Origin of the sequence: Streptomyces griseiscabiei, assembly GCF_020010925.1 — a bacterium.
GTDB classification, from domain to species: Bacteria; Actinomycetota; Actinomycetes; order Streptomycetales; family Streptomycetaceae; genus Streptomyces; species Streptomyces griseiscabiei.
In genome coordinates this window covers 3,585,712-3,601,810 of sequence record NZ_JAGJBZ010000001.1, presented here as the reverse complement: position 1 = coordinate 3,601,810, position 16,099 = coordinate 3,585,712, and the positions used below count along the sequence as shown (strand labels likewise).

At 72.0% G+C, this 16,099-nt stretch carries 14 protein-coding genes; 8 read left to right on the top strand and 6 right to left on the bottom strand.

Annotated elements, in window-relative coordinates:
• Positions 1–2 precede the first annotated feature (2 nt).
• From J8M51_RS15720 to J8M51_RS15705, 4 genes are read right to left on the bottom strand one after another with little or no spacing between them, the layout of a single operon-like run.
• Positions 3–1,052: an NAD(P)H-dependent flavin oxidoreductase gene (locus tag J8M51_RS15720; protein WP_086762724.1), complete on the bottom strand. Its 1,050-nt coding sequence runs from the start codon at positions 1,050–1,052 to the stop codon at positions 3–5.
• Positions 1,052–1,786: a CoA-transferase subunit beta gene (locus J8M51_RS15715; RefSeq protein WP_086762721.1), complete on the bottom strand. Its 735-nt coding sequence runs from the start codon at positions 1,784–1,786 to the stop codon at positions 1,052–1,054. Before J8M51_RS15715 ends, J8M51_RS15720 begins: the two co-directional genes overlap by 1 nt.
• Positions 1,787–1,797: 11 nt before the next feature.
• Positions 1,798–2,646 carry a CoA transferase subunit A gene (locus tag J8M51_RS15710; RefSeq protein ID WP_216588825.1) on the bottom strand — a complete coding sequence of 283 codons (849 nt, stop codon included), beginning with the start codon at positions 2,644–2,646 and terminating at the stop codon, positions 1,798–1,800.
• Positions 2,639–3,433: an enoyl-CoA hydratase family protein gene (locus tag J8M51_RS15705; protein WP_216588826.1), complete on the bottom strand. Its 795-nt coding sequence runs from the start codon at positions 3,431–3,433 to the stop codon at positions 2,639–2,641. Before J8M51_RS15705 ends, J8M51_RS15710 begins: the two co-directional genes overlap by 8 nt.
• 65 nt (positions 3,434–3,498) lie before the next feature.
• Here J8M51_RS15705 and J8M51_RS15700 point away from each other — a divergent pair, with 65 nt between their 5' ends.
• Together J8M51_RS15700 and J8M51_RS15695 are read left to right on the top strand one after the other, a co-directional pair.
• The gene (locus J8M51_RS15700; protein ID WP_216588827.1) at positions 3,499–4,251 is read left to right on the top strand and encodes an SDR family oxidoreductase; all 753 of its coding nucleotides are present in this window, start codon (positions 3,499–3,501) and stop codon (positions 4,249–4,251) included.
• Complete coding sequence (locus tag J8M51_RS15695; protein WP_086764217.1) at positions 4,248–5,180, top strand: SDR family oxidoreductase; 933 nt, start codon at positions 4,248–4,250, stop codon at positions 5,178–5,180. The genes J8M51_RS15700 and J8M51_RS15695 overlap by 4 nt, the downstream gene beginning before the upstream one ends.
• 115 nt (positions 5,181–5,295) lie before the next feature.
• Here the strand turns inward: J8M51_RS15695 and J8M51_RS15690 are convergent, their stop codons facing one another.
• Positions 5,296–6,195, bottom strand: a complete 900-nt coding sequence (locus J8M51_RS15690) for a hypothetical protein (RefSeq protein ID WP_216588839.1) — start codon at positions 6,193–6,195, stop codon at positions 5,296–5,298.
• Between the two features lie 83 nt (positions 6,196–6,278).
• Between J8M51_RS15690 and J8M51_RS15685 the strand changes: the two genes are divergently transcribed.
• The 6 genes from J8M51_RS15685 (at position 6,279) to J8M51_RS15660 (ending at position 14,133) form a co-directional block, all read left to right on the top strand.
• Positions 6,279–6,689 (top strand): chorismate mutase, encoded by a 411-nt coding sequence (locus tag J8M51_RS15685; RefSeq protein WP_267299225.1) that lies wholly within the window; start codon positions 6,279–6,281, stop codon positions 6,687–6,689.
• A gap of 71 nt (positions 6,690–6,760) precedes the next feature.
• Positions 6,761–7,294 carry a response regulator gene (locus tag J8M51_RS15680; RefSeq protein ID WP_086756251.1) on the top strand — a complete coding sequence of 178 codons (534 nt, stop codon included), beginning with the start codon at positions 6,761–6,763 and terminating at the stop codon, positions 7,292–7,294.
• Between the two features lie 90 nt (positions 7,295–7,384).
• Positions 7,385–9,889 (top strand): aminopeptidase N, encoded by a 2,505-nt coding sequence (gene pepN / locus J8M51_RS15675; protein WP_086756250.1) that lies wholly within the window; start codon positions 7,385–7,387, stop codon positions 9,887–9,889.
• A 200-nt stretch (positions 9,890–10,089) separates the two neighbouring features.
• Positions 10,090–11,472: a pyridoxal phosphate-dependent decarboxylase family protein gene (locus tag J8M51_RS15670; RefSeq protein ID WP_267299224.1), complete on the top strand. Its 1,383-nt coding sequence runs from the start codon at positions 10,090–10,092 to the stop codon at positions 11,470–11,472.
• Positions 11,469–12,905, top strand: coding sequence for a lysine N(6)-hydroxylase/L-ornithine N(5)-oxygenase family protein (locus J8M51_RS15665; protein WP_086761289.1), 1,437 nt, complete (start codon positions 11,469–11,471; stop codon positions 12,903–12,905). Before J8M51_RS15670 ends, J8M51_RS15665 begins: the two co-directional genes overlap by 4 nt.
• A gap of 64 nt (positions 12,906–12,969) precedes the next feature.
• Positions 12,970–14,133, top strand: a complete 1,164-nt coding sequence (locus J8M51_RS15660) for a GDSL-type esterase/lipase family protein (protein ID WP_086761287.1) — start codon at positions 12,970–12,972, stop codon at positions 14,131–14,133.
• 13 nt (positions 14,134–14,146) lie between these two features.
• On the opposite strand, the gene J8M51_RS15655 is transcribed toward J8M51_RS15660, so the two are convergent.
• Positions 14,147–15,958: a 5'-nucleotidase C-terminal domain-containing protein gene (locus J8M51_RS15655; RefSeq protein WP_086761285.1), complete on the bottom strand. Its 1,812-nt coding sequence runs from the start codon at positions 15,956–15,958 to the stop codon at positions 14,147–14,149.
• Positions 15,959–16,099 lie beyond the last annotated feature (141 nt).

Sequence of the window (16,099 nt, the reverse complement as noted above, 5' to 3'; positions counted from 1 at the left end):
GGTCAGCCGCGTCCGAGCCGCGTCCGTACCTCGTCCGCCTCCTTCATGATCCGCTCCACCAGCTCCGCGCACGACGGCAGGTCGTCGATCACCCCGGCGACCTGCCCGGCCGCCATCACCCCCAGGTCCGTACGGCCGTCCACCATCGCGGACCGGAGCAGCATCGGCGTGTTGGCGGCGAGCAGGACCTGACTCCAGGTGAGGTCCTTGCCGTGCCGCAGCGCGAGGCCGTCGCGGACCATACGGCGCCAGGTGAGCCCGGAGAGCCGCCGGAAGCCGGCCGCGTGGCGCACGGCGCGCAGCAGGGCGCGCGCCCTACCGGACGCCTCCAGCGCGCTCACCAACTCCGTGCGCAGCATCCGGTGCGGCAGCCCGTCCACGGCCCTGGTGACGGTGACGTCCTTGACCGTCGCGGCCAGATAGCGGGCCTTCACCGCGTCGGGCACCGTCGAGTCCGAGGTGAGCAGGAACCGGGTGCCCATCGCGACCCCGGCCGCCCCGAACGCCAGCGCCGCCACCAGCCCGCGCCCGTCGTGGAAGCCGCCGGCCGCGACGACGGGGATGTCGACGGCGTCCACGACCTGCGACAGCAGCACGGTCGTCGCCACCTCCCCGGTGTGGCCGCCGCCCTCGCCGCCCTGCACCAGCACCGCGTCCGCACCCCACGCCGCGACCTTCTCGGCGTGCCGCCGGGCACCGACCGACGGGATCACGACCACACCCGCGTCCTTCAGCTCGGCGATCAGCTCCCTGGACGGCGCGAGCGCGAACGACGCGACCCGCACGTCCTCCTCGACGATGATCCGCACCCGTTCCCGCGCGTCACCCGCGTCGGCCCGCAGGTTCACCCCGAAGGGCGCGCCGTCCGTACGGGACCGCACCTCCCTCACGGCGTCCCGGAGTCGCGCGGGCGTCATGGTCGCGGAGGCCAGGATGCCGAGCGCTCCCGCGTTCGCCGTGGCGGAGACCAGCCGGGGGCCGGCGACCCAGCCCATCCCGGTCTGCACGAGCGGATGGCGGACGCCGACGAGCCGGGTGAGTGCCGTCTCCATCAGCCCTGGACCTCACGGGCGCGGGTGCCCGCCGGGTCGAGCACCACACGGATCAACCGCAGCTCCTCCGCCGAGGGCTCCCGGGTGTACGGCACCTCGTCGGGGACGGCGAGCGCGAAGCCGGTCGCCTCCCGGACCCGCTCGACCGTGACCCCGGGATGCAGCGAGGCCAGCCGCATCGTCCGGTCCGGCGTGGCGAAGTCGAACACCCCGAGGTCGGACACGACACGCGGGAGGTGGTGGAAGCTGGCGGCGGCGGGATGCTCGGCCACCCGGTCGTGGCCGACCCCGCACACCATGTCGACCTTCTCGACGAAGACCCGCCGGGAGTGCTTCGGAACCCAGTAACTGGTCGGATTGTTCAGGGTGTTGACCGGCGCGCCCCGTACCCCCAGCAGCTGCCGCCTCGGCCTCGCCCAGTCGCCGACGCACGAGATGTTCTGGTTGCCGTACCGGTCGAGCTGGCTCGCGCCCATCATCACGTGCCGCCGGCCGCCGGTGACCAGCTCCAGGTGCCGGCGGTAGGGCAGCCACCCCTCCACGGCGCCGTCGACGTCGACGAGCAGGGCCTCGCCGTCGGTCAGCAACAGGTCCGGTGCGAAGGTCCGCCGGGCGAGGCGGGCGCCCAGTGCCGGGACCAGCCCCATCGGACTGGCGAGGATCTCCCCGGCGCCGCGCCAGGCCTCGGCGCACGCGATCACGCAGTACTCGGCGCGGGTCGCACCGTTCGTCATCGGCCCCTCGTTCACGCGCCCTCCCCCTGCCACTCCCGCACGGCCGACCGGTAGGCGGCCTCGTCACCCGCCAGGAACCGCCCGGCGAACTCCTCCCACGGCGTGCCCGCGTACAGCTTCTGGAAGGCCTCGTCCCGGCCGTAGTCGGGGGCGCAGGAGGTGAAGTGCGCGCCGTTCGGGGCCTCGATCACTCCCGTCACCACATGGCGGCCGACCAGCAGCGACTGGGGCGGGCCCTCCTTCGCCAGCTCGGCCGTCTCCACGAGCCGTTCGCACGACACGTACGCCGTGTCGGCCGCCTCGCAGAAGAGGTCGTCGAAGTACGGGTCCGGGCCCAGATACTGGCCGTTGCCCTGCCGGTCGGCCCGGTTGACGTGCACGAACGCGGCGTCCAGGCGCAGGGCGGGCGCGGCGACGAAGGTCTCCCCGTCGTCGTAGGGCGACGTGACCGTCCGCAGACCGGGGTTGACCCGCATCACGTCCGAGCCGATGCCCGCCCGCACCGGCAGGAAGGGCAGCCGGTGCGCGGCGGCCCGCAGACCCCACATGAACATCGCCTCGTCGATCTCCATCAGCTCGAACGCGCCCCGCTCGCGCGCCGCGCGGTAGTGCGGTTCCAGGGGGATGGAGTCGAGGGTGGCGAAGGCGGCGACCAGCTTCCGGACGCGACCGGCGGCGGCCAGCATGCCGACGTCCGGACCGCCGTACGAGACCACCGTGAGATCGGTGACCCCGGACCGGAGCAGCGCCCTCACCAGCGCCATCGGCTTGCGGCGCGAGCCCCAGCCGCCGATGCCGAGCGTCATCCCGCTCTCCAGCCGCGCGACGGCCTCCTCGGCGGTCATGGTCTTGTCACTCACCCGAGCGCTCCTTCCCGGACTCCATCGCCTTCCCGGACCCCATCGCCTTCCCGGCCGTCCCGAACGTGTCGCGGACCTCGTCGGCCACCCCGCTGAGGTTCGCCTCGAAGGTGAAGCCCTGCTCGAAGCGGTAGCTGCGGCGGACGTCCACGGGGTCGATACCGTTGAGCGCGGCCTTGGCCAGCCGCAGCAGCCGGCCGTCCTTCGCGGCGATCTCCCGCGCCAACTCCAGTGCTGCGGAAGGCAGTTCGGCACGCGGTACGACCCGCCACACCGAACCGTGCGCAAACAGCTCGGCGGCGGTCGCCGTACGCGAGGTGTAGAACAGCGCGCGCATCAGATGCTGGGGCACCAGCCGTGACAGATGCGTCGCCGCGCCCAGCGCGCCCCGGTCCAGCTCCGGCAGCCCGAACGTCGCGTCCTCGCTGGCCACGATCACGTCCGCGTTGCCCACCAGCCCGATCCCGCCGCCCAGACAGAACCCCTGCACGGCGGCGACCACCGGAACCTCGCACTCGTACACGGCGGCGAAGGCCTCCGCGCAGCCGTGGTTGGCGCCGAGCAGCGCACCCTGCCCCGCCGCCCGGATCTCCTTGATGTCCACCCCGGCGTTGAACCCGCGCCCCTCCGCACCCAGCACCACACACCGCGTCCCGGGATCGCGGCCCGCCGCGCGCACGGCGTCGGCCAGCTCGAACCACCCGCGCACCGGCAGCGCGTTCACCGGTGGGAAGTCGACGGTGACGACGGAAATCCCCTTTTCCGGGGACGAGGTGGAGACACTCATCGGAGCATCAGCTACCTTCCACCTAACGTTTGTTTGGTGCGTCCTTGTGCGGAAGGTAGCAGCGGATGCCGCTCAACGGGAAGCTCGCCGTCGTCACCGGCGGCACACGCGGCATCGGCGCCGGCATCGCCCGCGCCCTCGCCGAAGCCGGCGCCGAGGTCGTGACCTGCGCCCGCCGCCCGCCCGAAGTACCGCTCGAAGGAACCGAGTTCAGACCACTGGACGTCCGGGACCCCGACGCCGCGCACCGCTTCTTCGCCGAACTGCCCCGCGTGGACGTCCTCGTGAACAACGCCGGCGGCACCCCCTACCGCCCCCTCACCGATGCCGACGCCCGCCGCCACGCGCGCGTGATCGAACTCAACCTCACCGCCCCGCTGACCGTCTCCCTCGCCGCCCACGCCCAGCTCCGGCGGGCCCGGGGCACGATCGTGATGATCGGCAGTGTCAGCGGCAGCCGCCCCTCACCCGGCTCGGCGGCGTACGGCGCGGCCAAGGCAGGCCTCGACCACCTCGCGCGCTCCATGGCCGTGGAATGGGCCCCGGAGATCCGGGTCAACACCCTCGTCCTCGGCCTGGTCCACACCGAACTCGCCCACCTCCACTACGGCGACGAGGAGGGCGTGGCCGCCGTCGCCCGGACCGTCCCGCTGGGCCGCCTCGCCACCCCCGCCGACGTCGGCGGGGCGGCCGTCTTCCTCGCCTCCGACGCGGCGTCCTACATCACCGGAGCCTCCCTCCTCGTCCACGGCGGCGGCGAACGCCCGGCCTTCCTGGACGCGGCGAACGCCCCCACCGACGAAGGAGAACGACGATGAGCGGCACCCACCCGTACCGCACCGAGCGGCTCTGCGAGGGGCGCGTGGTCATCGTGACCGGCGCGGGCCGCGGCCTCGGACGGGCGCACGCGCTCGCGTACGCCGCCGAGGGCGCCCGTGTCGTCGTCAACGACCTCGGCGTGGGACTCGACGGCACCCCGGCCCCCGACAGCCCGGCCGCCCGCGTCGTCGAGGAGATCCGCGCCCGGGGAGGCGAGGCGGTCGCGCACGGCGGGGACGTCGCCACGACCACCGGCGCCGCCTCCCTCGTCCACACCGCCCTGGACACCTACGGACGCCTCGACACCCTCGTCAACAACGCCGGGTTCCTGCGCGACCGCATGCTCGTCAACCTCGACGAGGACGACTGGGACGCCGTCCTCCGCGTCCACCTCAAGGGCCACTTCCTCCCCCTGAGACACGCCGCCGCCCACTGGCGCGCCGAGACCAAGGCGGGCCGCGTCCCGGCCGCGCGCGTCGTCAACACCAGCAGCGGCGCGGGCCTGCTCGGCTCACTCGGCCAGGGCAACTACAGCGCCGCCAAGGCGGGCATCGTCGGCCTCACCCTCGTCGCCGCCGCCGAACTCACCCGCTACGGCGTCCAGGTCAACGCCATCGCCCCCGCCGCCCGCACCCGTATGACCGAGACGGCCTTCGCCGCGACCATGGCGGCCCCGGGCACCGGCTTCGACGCGATGGCCCCCGAGAACGTCTCCCCCCTGGTCGTCTGGCTGGGCTCCCCCGCGAGCGAGGGCGTCACCGGCCGGGTCTTCGAGACGGAGGGCGGCCGCATCACCGTCATGGAGGGCTGGCGCCCGGGCCCGACCGAGGACAAGGGCGCCCGCCGCACCCCGGAGGAGGCGGGAGAGACCGTACGAAATCTCCTGGCCGAGGCGAAGACACCCCACCCGGTCTACGGCGCCTCATGACCGGACCGGGGCATCGAAGGGGCGCGGGGAACCGCACGACAAGCCCCCACTCACCCGCACCGCCGACGCACCGCACCAACCCACCCCTCCCGCGCCCCGCGCCCCCCAAAAAAACCTACGTGTCGCACTCCAACACCGTCCGGCACAACCCACACCGAGCCCGCACCCGCCCCCGCACCGGCACCCGAATCCGCTGATGACACGTAGGACAGGGAAATGACACCCGCAACGCCCCCCGCCCCTCCGGCGAGAACACATACGGCACCCCCACCCCCGGCGAGGCCGACCGCAGGTCGTCCCGCGCATGGCGGCGATCCCGCGCGTACCGACGCCGCCCCGCCCACCCCGCCGCCGTCAGCGGCGGCTGCCGCTCGTCCCGCAGCGCCCGCACCCGGCCCTCCGCGAACGCGGAGTACGCCTGCGCGCTGGTGAACCACACCGACGGATCCTCCCCGAACACCTGCGCCCGCTTGGCCAGCACGTACCCGAACTCCTCCGGCGTCAGATACCCCAGCTTCTGCGACGACGCGCCGTCCTCCCGGAACGCGTCCAGCAGCAGCCACCCCGCCCCCAGATAGGTCGCCGCCGTGTCCGTGAGGATCTCGTTGTCACGGGTGCCGGGGAACGACAGCCCGAGCCGGTGCAGATAGACGTGCATGACCTCGTGCGCGAGAGCCGCCCCGATGTCCCGGCGATGGTTGCGGAACCGGTCGTTCAGTTCGACGAAGTACTCCGGCCCCGCCGTCAGCTCCACACTCGCCGCCTGCGTCATCTCCCGGAACCCGACGATCATCCGGGCGTCCGGCAGCCGGTAGTGCCGCACCAGCTCCCGCGCCACCCGCTGCGCGCCGAGATGCAGGTCGTCGGTGTCGCAGAACGCCACGTCGACCGGGGCCACACTGGTGGCGAAGGTCTGCACCGTGTCGTAGGAGAGCCGCTTGTACAGCGCGGTGATCGACGCCCGCACGGTCTCCAGATGCGGGTAGCCGTGCTCGACAGGACCGCCGTTCGCCACGTCCGCACCCCCAGAAGACGCCTCGATACGTTCCACTCTAAGCCGGTGCGGGCCGCGAACCGCGGCGTCGTAGGGTGACGACCATGACCACCAGCAACACCGACGAGGCGAACACCGGCCGGACGAACACCGGCACCACGCCGGCCGGCGAGGTCGACGCGGACGTCCGCGCGGAACTGACCCGGCTGCGCGACAGCATCGACAACATCGACGCCGCCGTCGTCCACATGCTCGCCGAACGCTTCAAATGCACCCAGCGGGTCGGCCACCTGAAAGCCGCGCACCAACTGCCCGCCGCCGACCCGGGCCGCGAGGCCCAGCAGATCGACCGGCTGCGCGGACTCGCCGAAAGCGCCAAGCTCGACCCGGCGTTCGCCGAGAAACTGCTCAACTTCATCATCGCCGAGGTCATCCGCCACCATGAACGCATCGCGGACGACGCCCTGAACAGCGCGGCGGGCACGGCCGCCACGGCACCGCACGCGGGGGAGTGACATCGCGGCCCGCAGCGGGCATCCTGCGTGAGCACTCCTCGTCGGGAACCGACCACTCACGGTGAGAGGCCATGCCGTCGGAAGCCAAGATCCTCATCGTCGACGACCATGAGGACACGCTGTACGCCCTGGAGAGCGCCCTGGCCCCGCTGGGCTACCGCCTGACCCGCGCCACCAGCGGCGACGCGGCACTCAAGGAAGTCCTCCGCGGCCAGGTCGGCCTGCTCCTCCTCGACGTCCGCATGCCCGGCGTCAGCGGCCTCGACGTCGTCCGCTGCCTGCGCGGCCTCGAACAGACCCAGCACATCCCCGTCATCCTCCTCACCGGCTTCGGCCCCGACGCCGAACTCACCGCCACCGCCTTCCGCCTCGGCGTCGCCGACCTCGTCATGAAACCGGTCGACCCCTGGGCCCTGCGCACCAAGGTCCGCTACCTCTACGACGCCCACGAACGCGCCCACGCCCTGGAACGCGAGGTCCGCGACCTGCGCGCCCGCCTCAAGGACCACGAACACCTCACCGGCGACCCCGACGACGGCCACCACCAAGGGCGCGTCCCGGCGCGGCGCGACGGCGCGAAGGGCAGGACGGCGGACCGGGCATAGGCCGCATACGGCCGGACGCGCGGCGCGCGCGACCGGACAAAGGTCGCGTACCAGGCCCGCCCCTGTCCTGCGCCAGAGGCATCAGGCAGCATGTCCCTCATGTCCGTACTGACGCGCGACGAAGCGCATGCCCGTGCTCGGCTCCTCGACGTCCACCGCTACGAGATCACCCTCGACCTCACGCGCGGCGACGAGACCTTCGACTCCCGTACCGCCATCCACTTCACCGTACGGGGGAAGAAGAAGGCCGCGGACACCTTCGTCGAGCTGAAGCCCGCGGAACTGCGCTCCGTCACCCTCGACGGAGAGCCCCTCGACCCCGGCACCCTGGACGGCAACCGCCTCACCCTCAAGGGCCTCACCCCGGGCGACCACGAACTGCGCGTCGACGCCGCCATGCGCTACTCCCGCACCGGCGAGGGCATGCACCGCTTCACCGACCCCACCGACGGCGAGACGTACGTCTACACCCAGCTCTTCATGGACGACGTCCAGCGCGTCTTCGCCGCCTTCGACCAGCCCGACCTCAAGGCCGTCTTCGACCTCACGGTCACCGCCCCCGAGGGCTGGACCGTCCTCGCCAACGGCGTCACGGAACACCAGGGCGACGGCACCTGGCGGGCCGCCACCACCCCGCTGATCTCCACCTACCTCGTCGCCGTCGCCGCCGGCCCCTGGCACTCGGTGCGCACCGAGCACCGCGGCCTGCCCTTCGGCATCCACTGCCGCCGCTCGCTCGCCCCCCACCTCGACACCGACGCCGACGAGATCCTCGACATCACCCGCGCCCTCTACGACCGCTACCACGACAAGTTCGAGGAGCCCTACCCCTTCGACTCCTACGACCAGGCCTTCGTCCCCGAGTTCAACGCCGGCGCCATGGAGAACCCCGGCCTCGTCACCTTCCGCGACGAGTTCGTCTACCGCTCCGCCGTCACCGACACCGAACGCCAGACCCGCGCCATGGTCATCGCCCACGAGATGGCGCACATGTGGTTCGGCGACCTCGTCACCCTCAGGTGGTGGGACGACATCTGGCTGAACGAGTCCTTCGCCGAGTACATGGGCTACCAGACCCTCACCGAGGCCACCCGCTTCACCGACACCTGGGTCGACTTCGGCATCGCCCGCAAGGCCTGGGGCTACGACGCCGACCAGCGCCCCTCCACCCACCCCGTCGCCCCCGAGAACGTCGACGACACCGCCGCCGCCCTCCTCAACTTCGACGGCATCTCCTACGCCAAGGGCGCCTCCGCGCTGCGCCAACTCGTCGCCTGGCTCGGCGAGAAGGACTTCCTCGCCGGCATCAACGCCCACTTCACCCGGCACCGCTTCGGCAACGCCACGCTCGCCGACTTCATCGACAACCTCGCCGGCGCCACCGAACGCGACGTCCACGCCTGGGCCGACGCCTGGCTGCGCACCACCGGCGTCGACACCCTCACCCCCAGGATCGCCCGCGCCGCCGACGGCACCCACACCCTCACCGTCGACCACACCGGCAGCCGCCCCCACCGCATCGCCGTCGGCGTCTACGACCGTGACCCCGGCGACGACCAGGGCCACCTCACCCTCCGCGGCCGCGTCGAACTCGACCTCCCGCAGAGCGCCGACCAGCCCATCGGCAAACGGCCCGCGCTGCTCCTCCTCAACGACGGCGACCTCACCTACGCCAAGGTCCGCTTCGACCCCGAGTCCTTCGCCGCCGTCACCGCCCACCTCAGCGGCCTCCCCGACCCGCTCACCCGCGCGGTCGTCTGGAACGCCCTGCGCGACGCCGTGCGCGACGCCGAACTCCCGCCCACCGCCTACCTGGAGGCGGCCCGCACCCACCTCCCGCGCGAGACCGACCTCGCCGTCGTGCAGGGCGTCCTCGCCTTCGCCACCACCCAGGTCGCCGACCGTTTCCTCGCCCCCGAGCAGCGCGCCGCCGGCCTCGCCACGCTCGGCTCCCTGTGCCGCGACCTCATCCGCCGCACCGAGGACGGCGACAACCCCGGCCTGCGGCTGACCGCCGTACGCCACTTCATCGACGTCGCCGCCCACCCCGAGACGATCGCCGCCTGGCTCGCCGACGGCACGGTCCCGGGCGGCCCGGAGCTGGACCCCGAACTGCGCTGGCGCGTCCTCGGCCGGCTCGCCGTGCTCGGTGCGGTGGACGCCGCCACGATCGACGCGGAACTGGAACGCGACCCCAGCGCCAGCGGCCGGGAGGGCGCCGCCCGCTGCCGGGCCGCACTGCCCGACGCCGAGGCCAAGCGGGCCGCCTGGGAGGCGATGTTCACCACCGACGACCTCTCCAACTACGTGTTCACCGCGACGGCCCAGGGGTTCTGGCAGCCGGAGCAGGCGGAACTCCTCACGGAGTACGTCGAGCGGTACTGGGGCGACGCGGTGGCGCTGGCCGCTCGGCGCGGGCCGGCGATCGCCGAGGCGGCGGGCCGCTGGGCGTTCCCGGTGTACGCGGTGGACGCGGGGACGCTCGCGCTGGGGGAGCGGTGCCTGGAGGGCGGGGAGGCGATTCCGGCGCTGCGGCGGAAGCTCGTGGATCAACTGGATGATCTCGCGAGGGCGTTGCGGGTGCGGGAGGGATAACCGGGGCTCGACGTAGGGGTTCGGGTGTACTGCGGGCTTGCGGCCGTATGGGGCCGGTCGCGCAGTTCCCCGCGCCCCTTTGGGGCCCGCTGCTGTCGAGGGTGATCTCCCGTACCCTCTTTCGGCTGTAATCAACGGCCTTTCCGGGACCTGCACCCGATCGGCGTACAAGATGGGATTCCCCGTGCTCGGAGGAACCCATGACCACCCCGCCCCTCGCCTCGGGACCCCAAGGTCCCGACGCGCTCCGGCCGTTGCTCGACACCGTGCTCGACGCGCTTCGGGAGGGGACCGAGGCGCGCGGCGGGCCCCTCCCGGCCGGCGGCCCGGAGGCGGTCGCCGCGGCGGTGCGGGACGCGCTCGGGGAGCCGCTCCCCGCCGAGGGTGAGCCGGACGCCCTCCACCGGCTGGTCCGGGTCCTCGCGGCGGGCACCGCCGACCCCGCCGACCCCCTGTGCGCGGCCCACCTCCACACCCCGCCCCTGGCCGTGGCAGCCGCCGCCGACCTCGCCGTCTCCGTACTGAACCCCTCCCTCGACTCCTGGGACCAGGCCCCGGCCGCCTCCGCGCTCGAAGCGCTGGTCACCCGGGCCCTCGCCGAGGCGGCCGGCGCCGCCGACGCGCTGGTCACCACCGGAGGCACCGAGGCCAACCACCTCGCCGTCCTGCTGGCCCGCGAGGCACACCCCGGCGTACGGCTCGTCCACGGCGCCGCCGCCCATCACTCCCTGCCCCGCGCCGCCTGGCTCCTCGGCCTCCCCGAACCCGTCGCCGTCCCCACCCCGGCCGGCACCCTGGACCCCGCCGCCCTCGACGACGCCCTCACCCACCTCCAGGGGCCCCTGCTGGTCGCCGCCACCGCCGGCACCACCGACGCCGGGCTCATCGACCCGCTGCCCGAGATCGCCGACCTGTGCGCGGCCCACGGCGCCCGCCTCCACGTCGACGCGGCCTACGGCGGAGGCCTCCTCTTCAGCGACCGGCACCGGGCCCGCCTGGACGGCCTCGCCCGCGCCCACACCATCACCCTGGACCTGCACAAACTCGGCTGGCAGCCGGTCGCCGCCGGCCTCCTCGCCGTACGGGACGCGCACGACCTCGCCGTCCTCGGGCACCGGGCCGACTACCTCAACGCGGACGACGACACCGAGGCCGGACTGCCCGATCTGCTCGGCCGGTCCCTGCGCACCACCCGGCGGCCCGACATCCTCAAGATCGCCGTCACCCTCAAGACCGTCGGGCGCACCGGACTCGGCCGTCTCGTCGACCAGGTCTGCGCACTCGCCCAGGAGTTCGCCACCGCCGTCGAGGCACACCCCGGCTTCGACCTGCACGACCGGCCCACCCTCAGCACGGTCCTCTTCCGGCCCGCCGGAGCCACCGACGACACCGTGGCCGCCGTACGCCGCCGGCTCCTCCACGACGGCCGGGCCGTCATAGGCCGCGCCGCGCTGGACGGCCGCCTGTGGCTCAAGGCCACCCTGCTCAACCCGCACACCCGGCCGGCCGACCTCACCGCCCTGCTGAAGCTCGTGGAAGCCGCCGCACTCACCGAACCTCCCGAAGGACACACCCCCAGATGAGCACGCCCCCCGCGCACGACCGGCGCGAACCCGAAGCCCCCCGCGACCTCGTCGGCGTCGGCATCGGACCCGCCAACCTCTCCCTCGCCGCCCTCGCCCACCCCCTCACCGAACTCGACGCCGTCTTCTACGAACAGCGCCCCGGCTTCGACTGGCACCCGGGCCTGCTCATCGAGGGCGCCACCGTCCAAGTGCCCTTCCTGGCCGACCTGGTGACCCTCGCCGACCCGAAGAGCCCCTGGTCGTTCCTGAACTACCTCAGGACCCGCGACCGGCTCTTCCCGTTCTACTTCGCCGAGCGGTTCCACATCCAGCGCGCCGAGTACGACGCCTACTGCCGCTGGGTCGCCGAGAACCTCCCCGGACTGCGCTTCGGACACCAGGTCGACTCGGTCCGCTGGAACCCCGAACGGGACCTCTTCGAGGTCGACCACACCCACCTCGACGACGACGGCGAGACCGAGATCCTCGGCCGTACGTACGCCCGGAACATCGTGCTCGGCGTCGGCACCGAACCCCATGTCCCCGAACCCCTGAAGCCGCTCGTCGAGGCCGCCGGCGTGCCCGTGATCCACGCCGCGGACTACCTCGGCGCGCGCGACCGCCTGCTGTCCGCCGGACACGTCACCGTCATCGGCGCCGGACAGTCGGGGGCCGAGATCTTCCTCGACCTGCTGCGCCACCGGCCCGCGGGCCGCGAGCGGCTGCACTGGCTCGGCCGCACCGAGGCGTTCGCGCCCATGGAGTACTCCAAGCTCGGCCTCGAACACTTCACCCCGGACTACACCCGCTACTTCCACGCCCTCACCGAAGCCACCCGGGACCGGCTCGTCGCCGCCCAGTGGCAGCTCCACAAGGGCATCGGCGCCGACACCATCGCCGCCATCCACGACGAGCTGTACCGCCGCACCCTCGACGGCGGCTGGCCCGACGCCGTCCTCACCCCCGGCGTCCACGTCCGCACGGCCGGCCGGCTCGCCACCACCAAGGTCGAACTCCACCTCGAACACAGCGAACAGGGCACCCGCTCCCGCCTCACCACCGACGCCGTCGTCCTCGCCACCGGCTACCGCGAGCGGCCCCTCGACCGGGTCCTCGCCGGCCTCGACCCGTACATGCGGCGCGACAGCCGGGAACGGCCCCGCGTCGACGACCGGTTCCGGATGATCCTCGACCCGTCCGTCACCGCCGCCGGCTGCCATGTCTACGTCCAGAACGCCGAACTGCACACCCACGGCGTTGGCGCCCCCGACCTCGGCCTCGCCGCCTGGCGCAGCGCCCGCATCCTCAACACCCTCACCGACAAGGAGCCCTACCCCCTGCCGGGCCGCACCGCGTTCACCACCTTCGGCCTCGAACCCGGGCCGCGGATCCCGCCCGCGCGCGGCGAGAAGTCCGCACCCCGGCTGACGCCCCTCGCCGACGTCAGGTAATCGAAGAGTAAAGAAGTAGGGCAGAAGTGGTGACGGCTGCAGGGAAACTGCCTACCTTTCGGCCATGACCCGCACCCGCGCAGGCAAGACCTGGATCGCCGCCCACCGCTCCGCCGTCATCGACCCCCACGAAGCCTTCAAGCTCTTCGAGGTCCGAGGCTTCACCGACCAGACCGTCCGCCAGACCCTGCGCCCGGCGGGCGGCGGCGACGCCCTGCGCGTCCGCCTCAGCAACCGCTACGGCCGCACCCCACTGGAGATCGGCGGCGCCCACCTCGCCCACCGCGTCGAATGCAGCGCCATCGACCCCGCCACCGATGTCACCCTCCGCTTCGCCGGCGCCGAGACCGCCACCGTCCCGCCCGGCGAAGAGATCGTCAGCGACCCCGTCGAAGGCCCCGTCACCGCCGGCCGGGAACTCGCCCTCAGCCTCTACCTCCCCGGCGACACCGGCCTCACCACCCACACCGCCATCCCCTACGACGTCGGCCACGCCGTCCCCGGCGACCAGCTCACCGCCGCATCCCTCGACGAGTCCGACGAACTCATCACCGGGCACTTCCTCACCGGCCTCGACGTCCTCGCCCCCGACACCACCCGTATCGCCGTCGCCTTCGGGGACTCCTGGATCGAGGGCATGGCCACCACCCCCGGCACCTCGAACAGCTTCCCCGCCCAACTCGACCGCCGCCTCACCACCGGCTGGATCGTCGCCACCGGCATCTCCGGCAACCGCCTCCTCACCGACGAGATCGGCGCCCACCTGCTGTCCCGAGTCGAACGGGACGTCCTCGACATCCCCGGCGTCAGCCACGTCATCATCCACACCGGCCTCAACGACCTCGGCCTGCCCGGCGCCATCGCCTTCCCCGAACCCGCCAAACTCCCCACCGCCGCCGACCTGATCACCGGCCTGACCACCCTCGCCGACCGCCTCCACGACGCCGGACTCACCGTCATCGCCGCCACCGTCGGCCCCTACGCCGGCACCGTCTACCCCGGCTACGACACCGACGAGGGCCAGACCGTACGCGCCCAGGTCAACACCTGGCTCCTCGGCGACACCCACCCCTTCGACGCCGTCGTCGACACCGCCGCCGCCGTCGCGGACCCGGACCACCCCACCCGCATCCACGCCCCCTACAACAGCGGCGACGGCCTCCATGTCAACGACGCCGGCGCGAAAGCCCTCGCCGACGCCGTCGACCTGTCCCTCCTGGACCTCTAGAACAACAGGGGCTCTAGAAGACCGGCGTACCGTTCCGCGTCAGCTTCCAGTCCACCGACGCGAACGCCGCCGGGTCGATCGACCCCTTCGCCTTCACCCACGCGATCATCGTGTTACGGATCTCGTCCGAGTTCGACCACACCATCTGGGCCGCGGCGACATGCGGGAAGTTGCCACCGCCGTTGGCCCGGTAGTTGTTCACCGCGAACACGAACTTCCGGTCGTCCGCGAGAGGCGCACCCTCGAACCGCACGTTCGTGACCCGCGACCCGGCCGGCTTCGCGATGTCGATCTCGTACGACAGACCGCTCACCGCGTCGTAGTTGTAGTCCGGCGTACCGTTCGCGTTCGTCAGCAGCGCCGGATCGACCACCGCGTCCGCCGCCGTCTGCACGAAGTAGTTCGCCGAGAACTCCAGATACGCCTTCATCTGCGCACCCGTCATCAGACGCGCCTCCAGCGTGTTCTCGAAGACATACAGACCGGCCACATCACGGATGGTGACGTTCCCCGCCGGGATCACCGCGCTCCGCGAGAACGCCGCCGCCTGCGACAGCACCGGCAGCGACGCGTACTCGGTCGCGGAGAGCGCCTGCTTCACCGTGTCGGCCTGGATGTGGTTGATCAGATCGATGATCGGGACGTCCTTGTACGGCGCCTCCACCGACGTCATCTCGGCCGCGTTCGTACCGATGATCTGGTTGACGTACGCCACGACCTTCTCGTGCTCGTCCACGAGCATCGACACGATCTTCGGGTCCTCCTCCACCGTGTTGGAGTTCAGGACCTGCGCGCCGACCTTCTCCAGCTTCCAGGAGCCCTTGCTCCACACCATCTCGAAGTCGAACAACGTCAGCCGCTGCCCCCACTTCAGCGGCTCCGACAGCACGACCCGCTTGCCGGTCTCCTTGTTGGTGACGAAGTACTCCGGGATCTCCGTGTGCGCGTGCCCCACCAGGATCGCGTCGATCCCCGGCACCTGCTCGGCCACCAGCCCCGCCGCGTTCTCGATGTACGGCAACTGGTCACCGTACGACGACGTCCCCGACGACCCACTGTGCGCCGACACGATGACCACGTCCGCACCCATCGACCGCAGCTTCGGCACCCACTTCGCCGCCTGCTCCTCCAGCCCCGGGAACGTCATCTTCCCCTGCACATTGGCCTTGTCCCAGATCGCGATACCCGGGTTCGTCAGCCCCAGCACCGCCACCCGCACATCCGGCCCGTGCGGCGTACGCATCCGGTGCATGCTGTACGGCGGGAACGCCGGCAGCAGCGTCTTGGCGTCCAGCGCGTTCGCCCCCAGCAGCGGGAAACGACACTGCTTCTGGAACTTCCGCAGCACCGGGATGCCGTAGTTGAACTCGTGGTTCCCCAGCGCCGCCGCGTCGTAGTCCATCGCGTTCATCGCCTGCGCCATCGGGTGCACCGGACCGCCCTTGGCGGTGATCGGGTCCACCTTCGCGTAGTAGTACGACAACTGCGTGCCCTGGATGGTGTCACCCGCGTCGATCAGCAGCGTGTTCCGACGCCCCTTCTCCTTACGGATCCGGTTCACCAGCGTCGAGATCTTCGCCAGACCGACGTCGTTGTGCGCCTTGTCGTCGAACTCCTTGTCCGTGAAGTAGTCCCAGTTGAAGACGTTGCCGTGCAGGTCGGTCGTCCCCATCACGGTGAAGCTGTACCGGTCCGTGTCCTTCTTCCGGCCGGTGGCCTTCGCCTCCGCCGCCTGCGCGCTCGGAGCCATGGCCGAACCGGCGATGGCCACGCCCGCACCGGTCACGGCCGACTTCTTCAGAAACTTCCGGCGGTTCAAGGGCATCTCGGGTACTCCTCGGAGAACGGACGATCTCAACGCGCGTAGACCATGGACGACAAAACACCCGACCAAAGGTGACGACGCGCGTAGATTCTGACCCGAACCACCCCCGACGCAACAGACCCCACAGGTTGCGATCTGGTG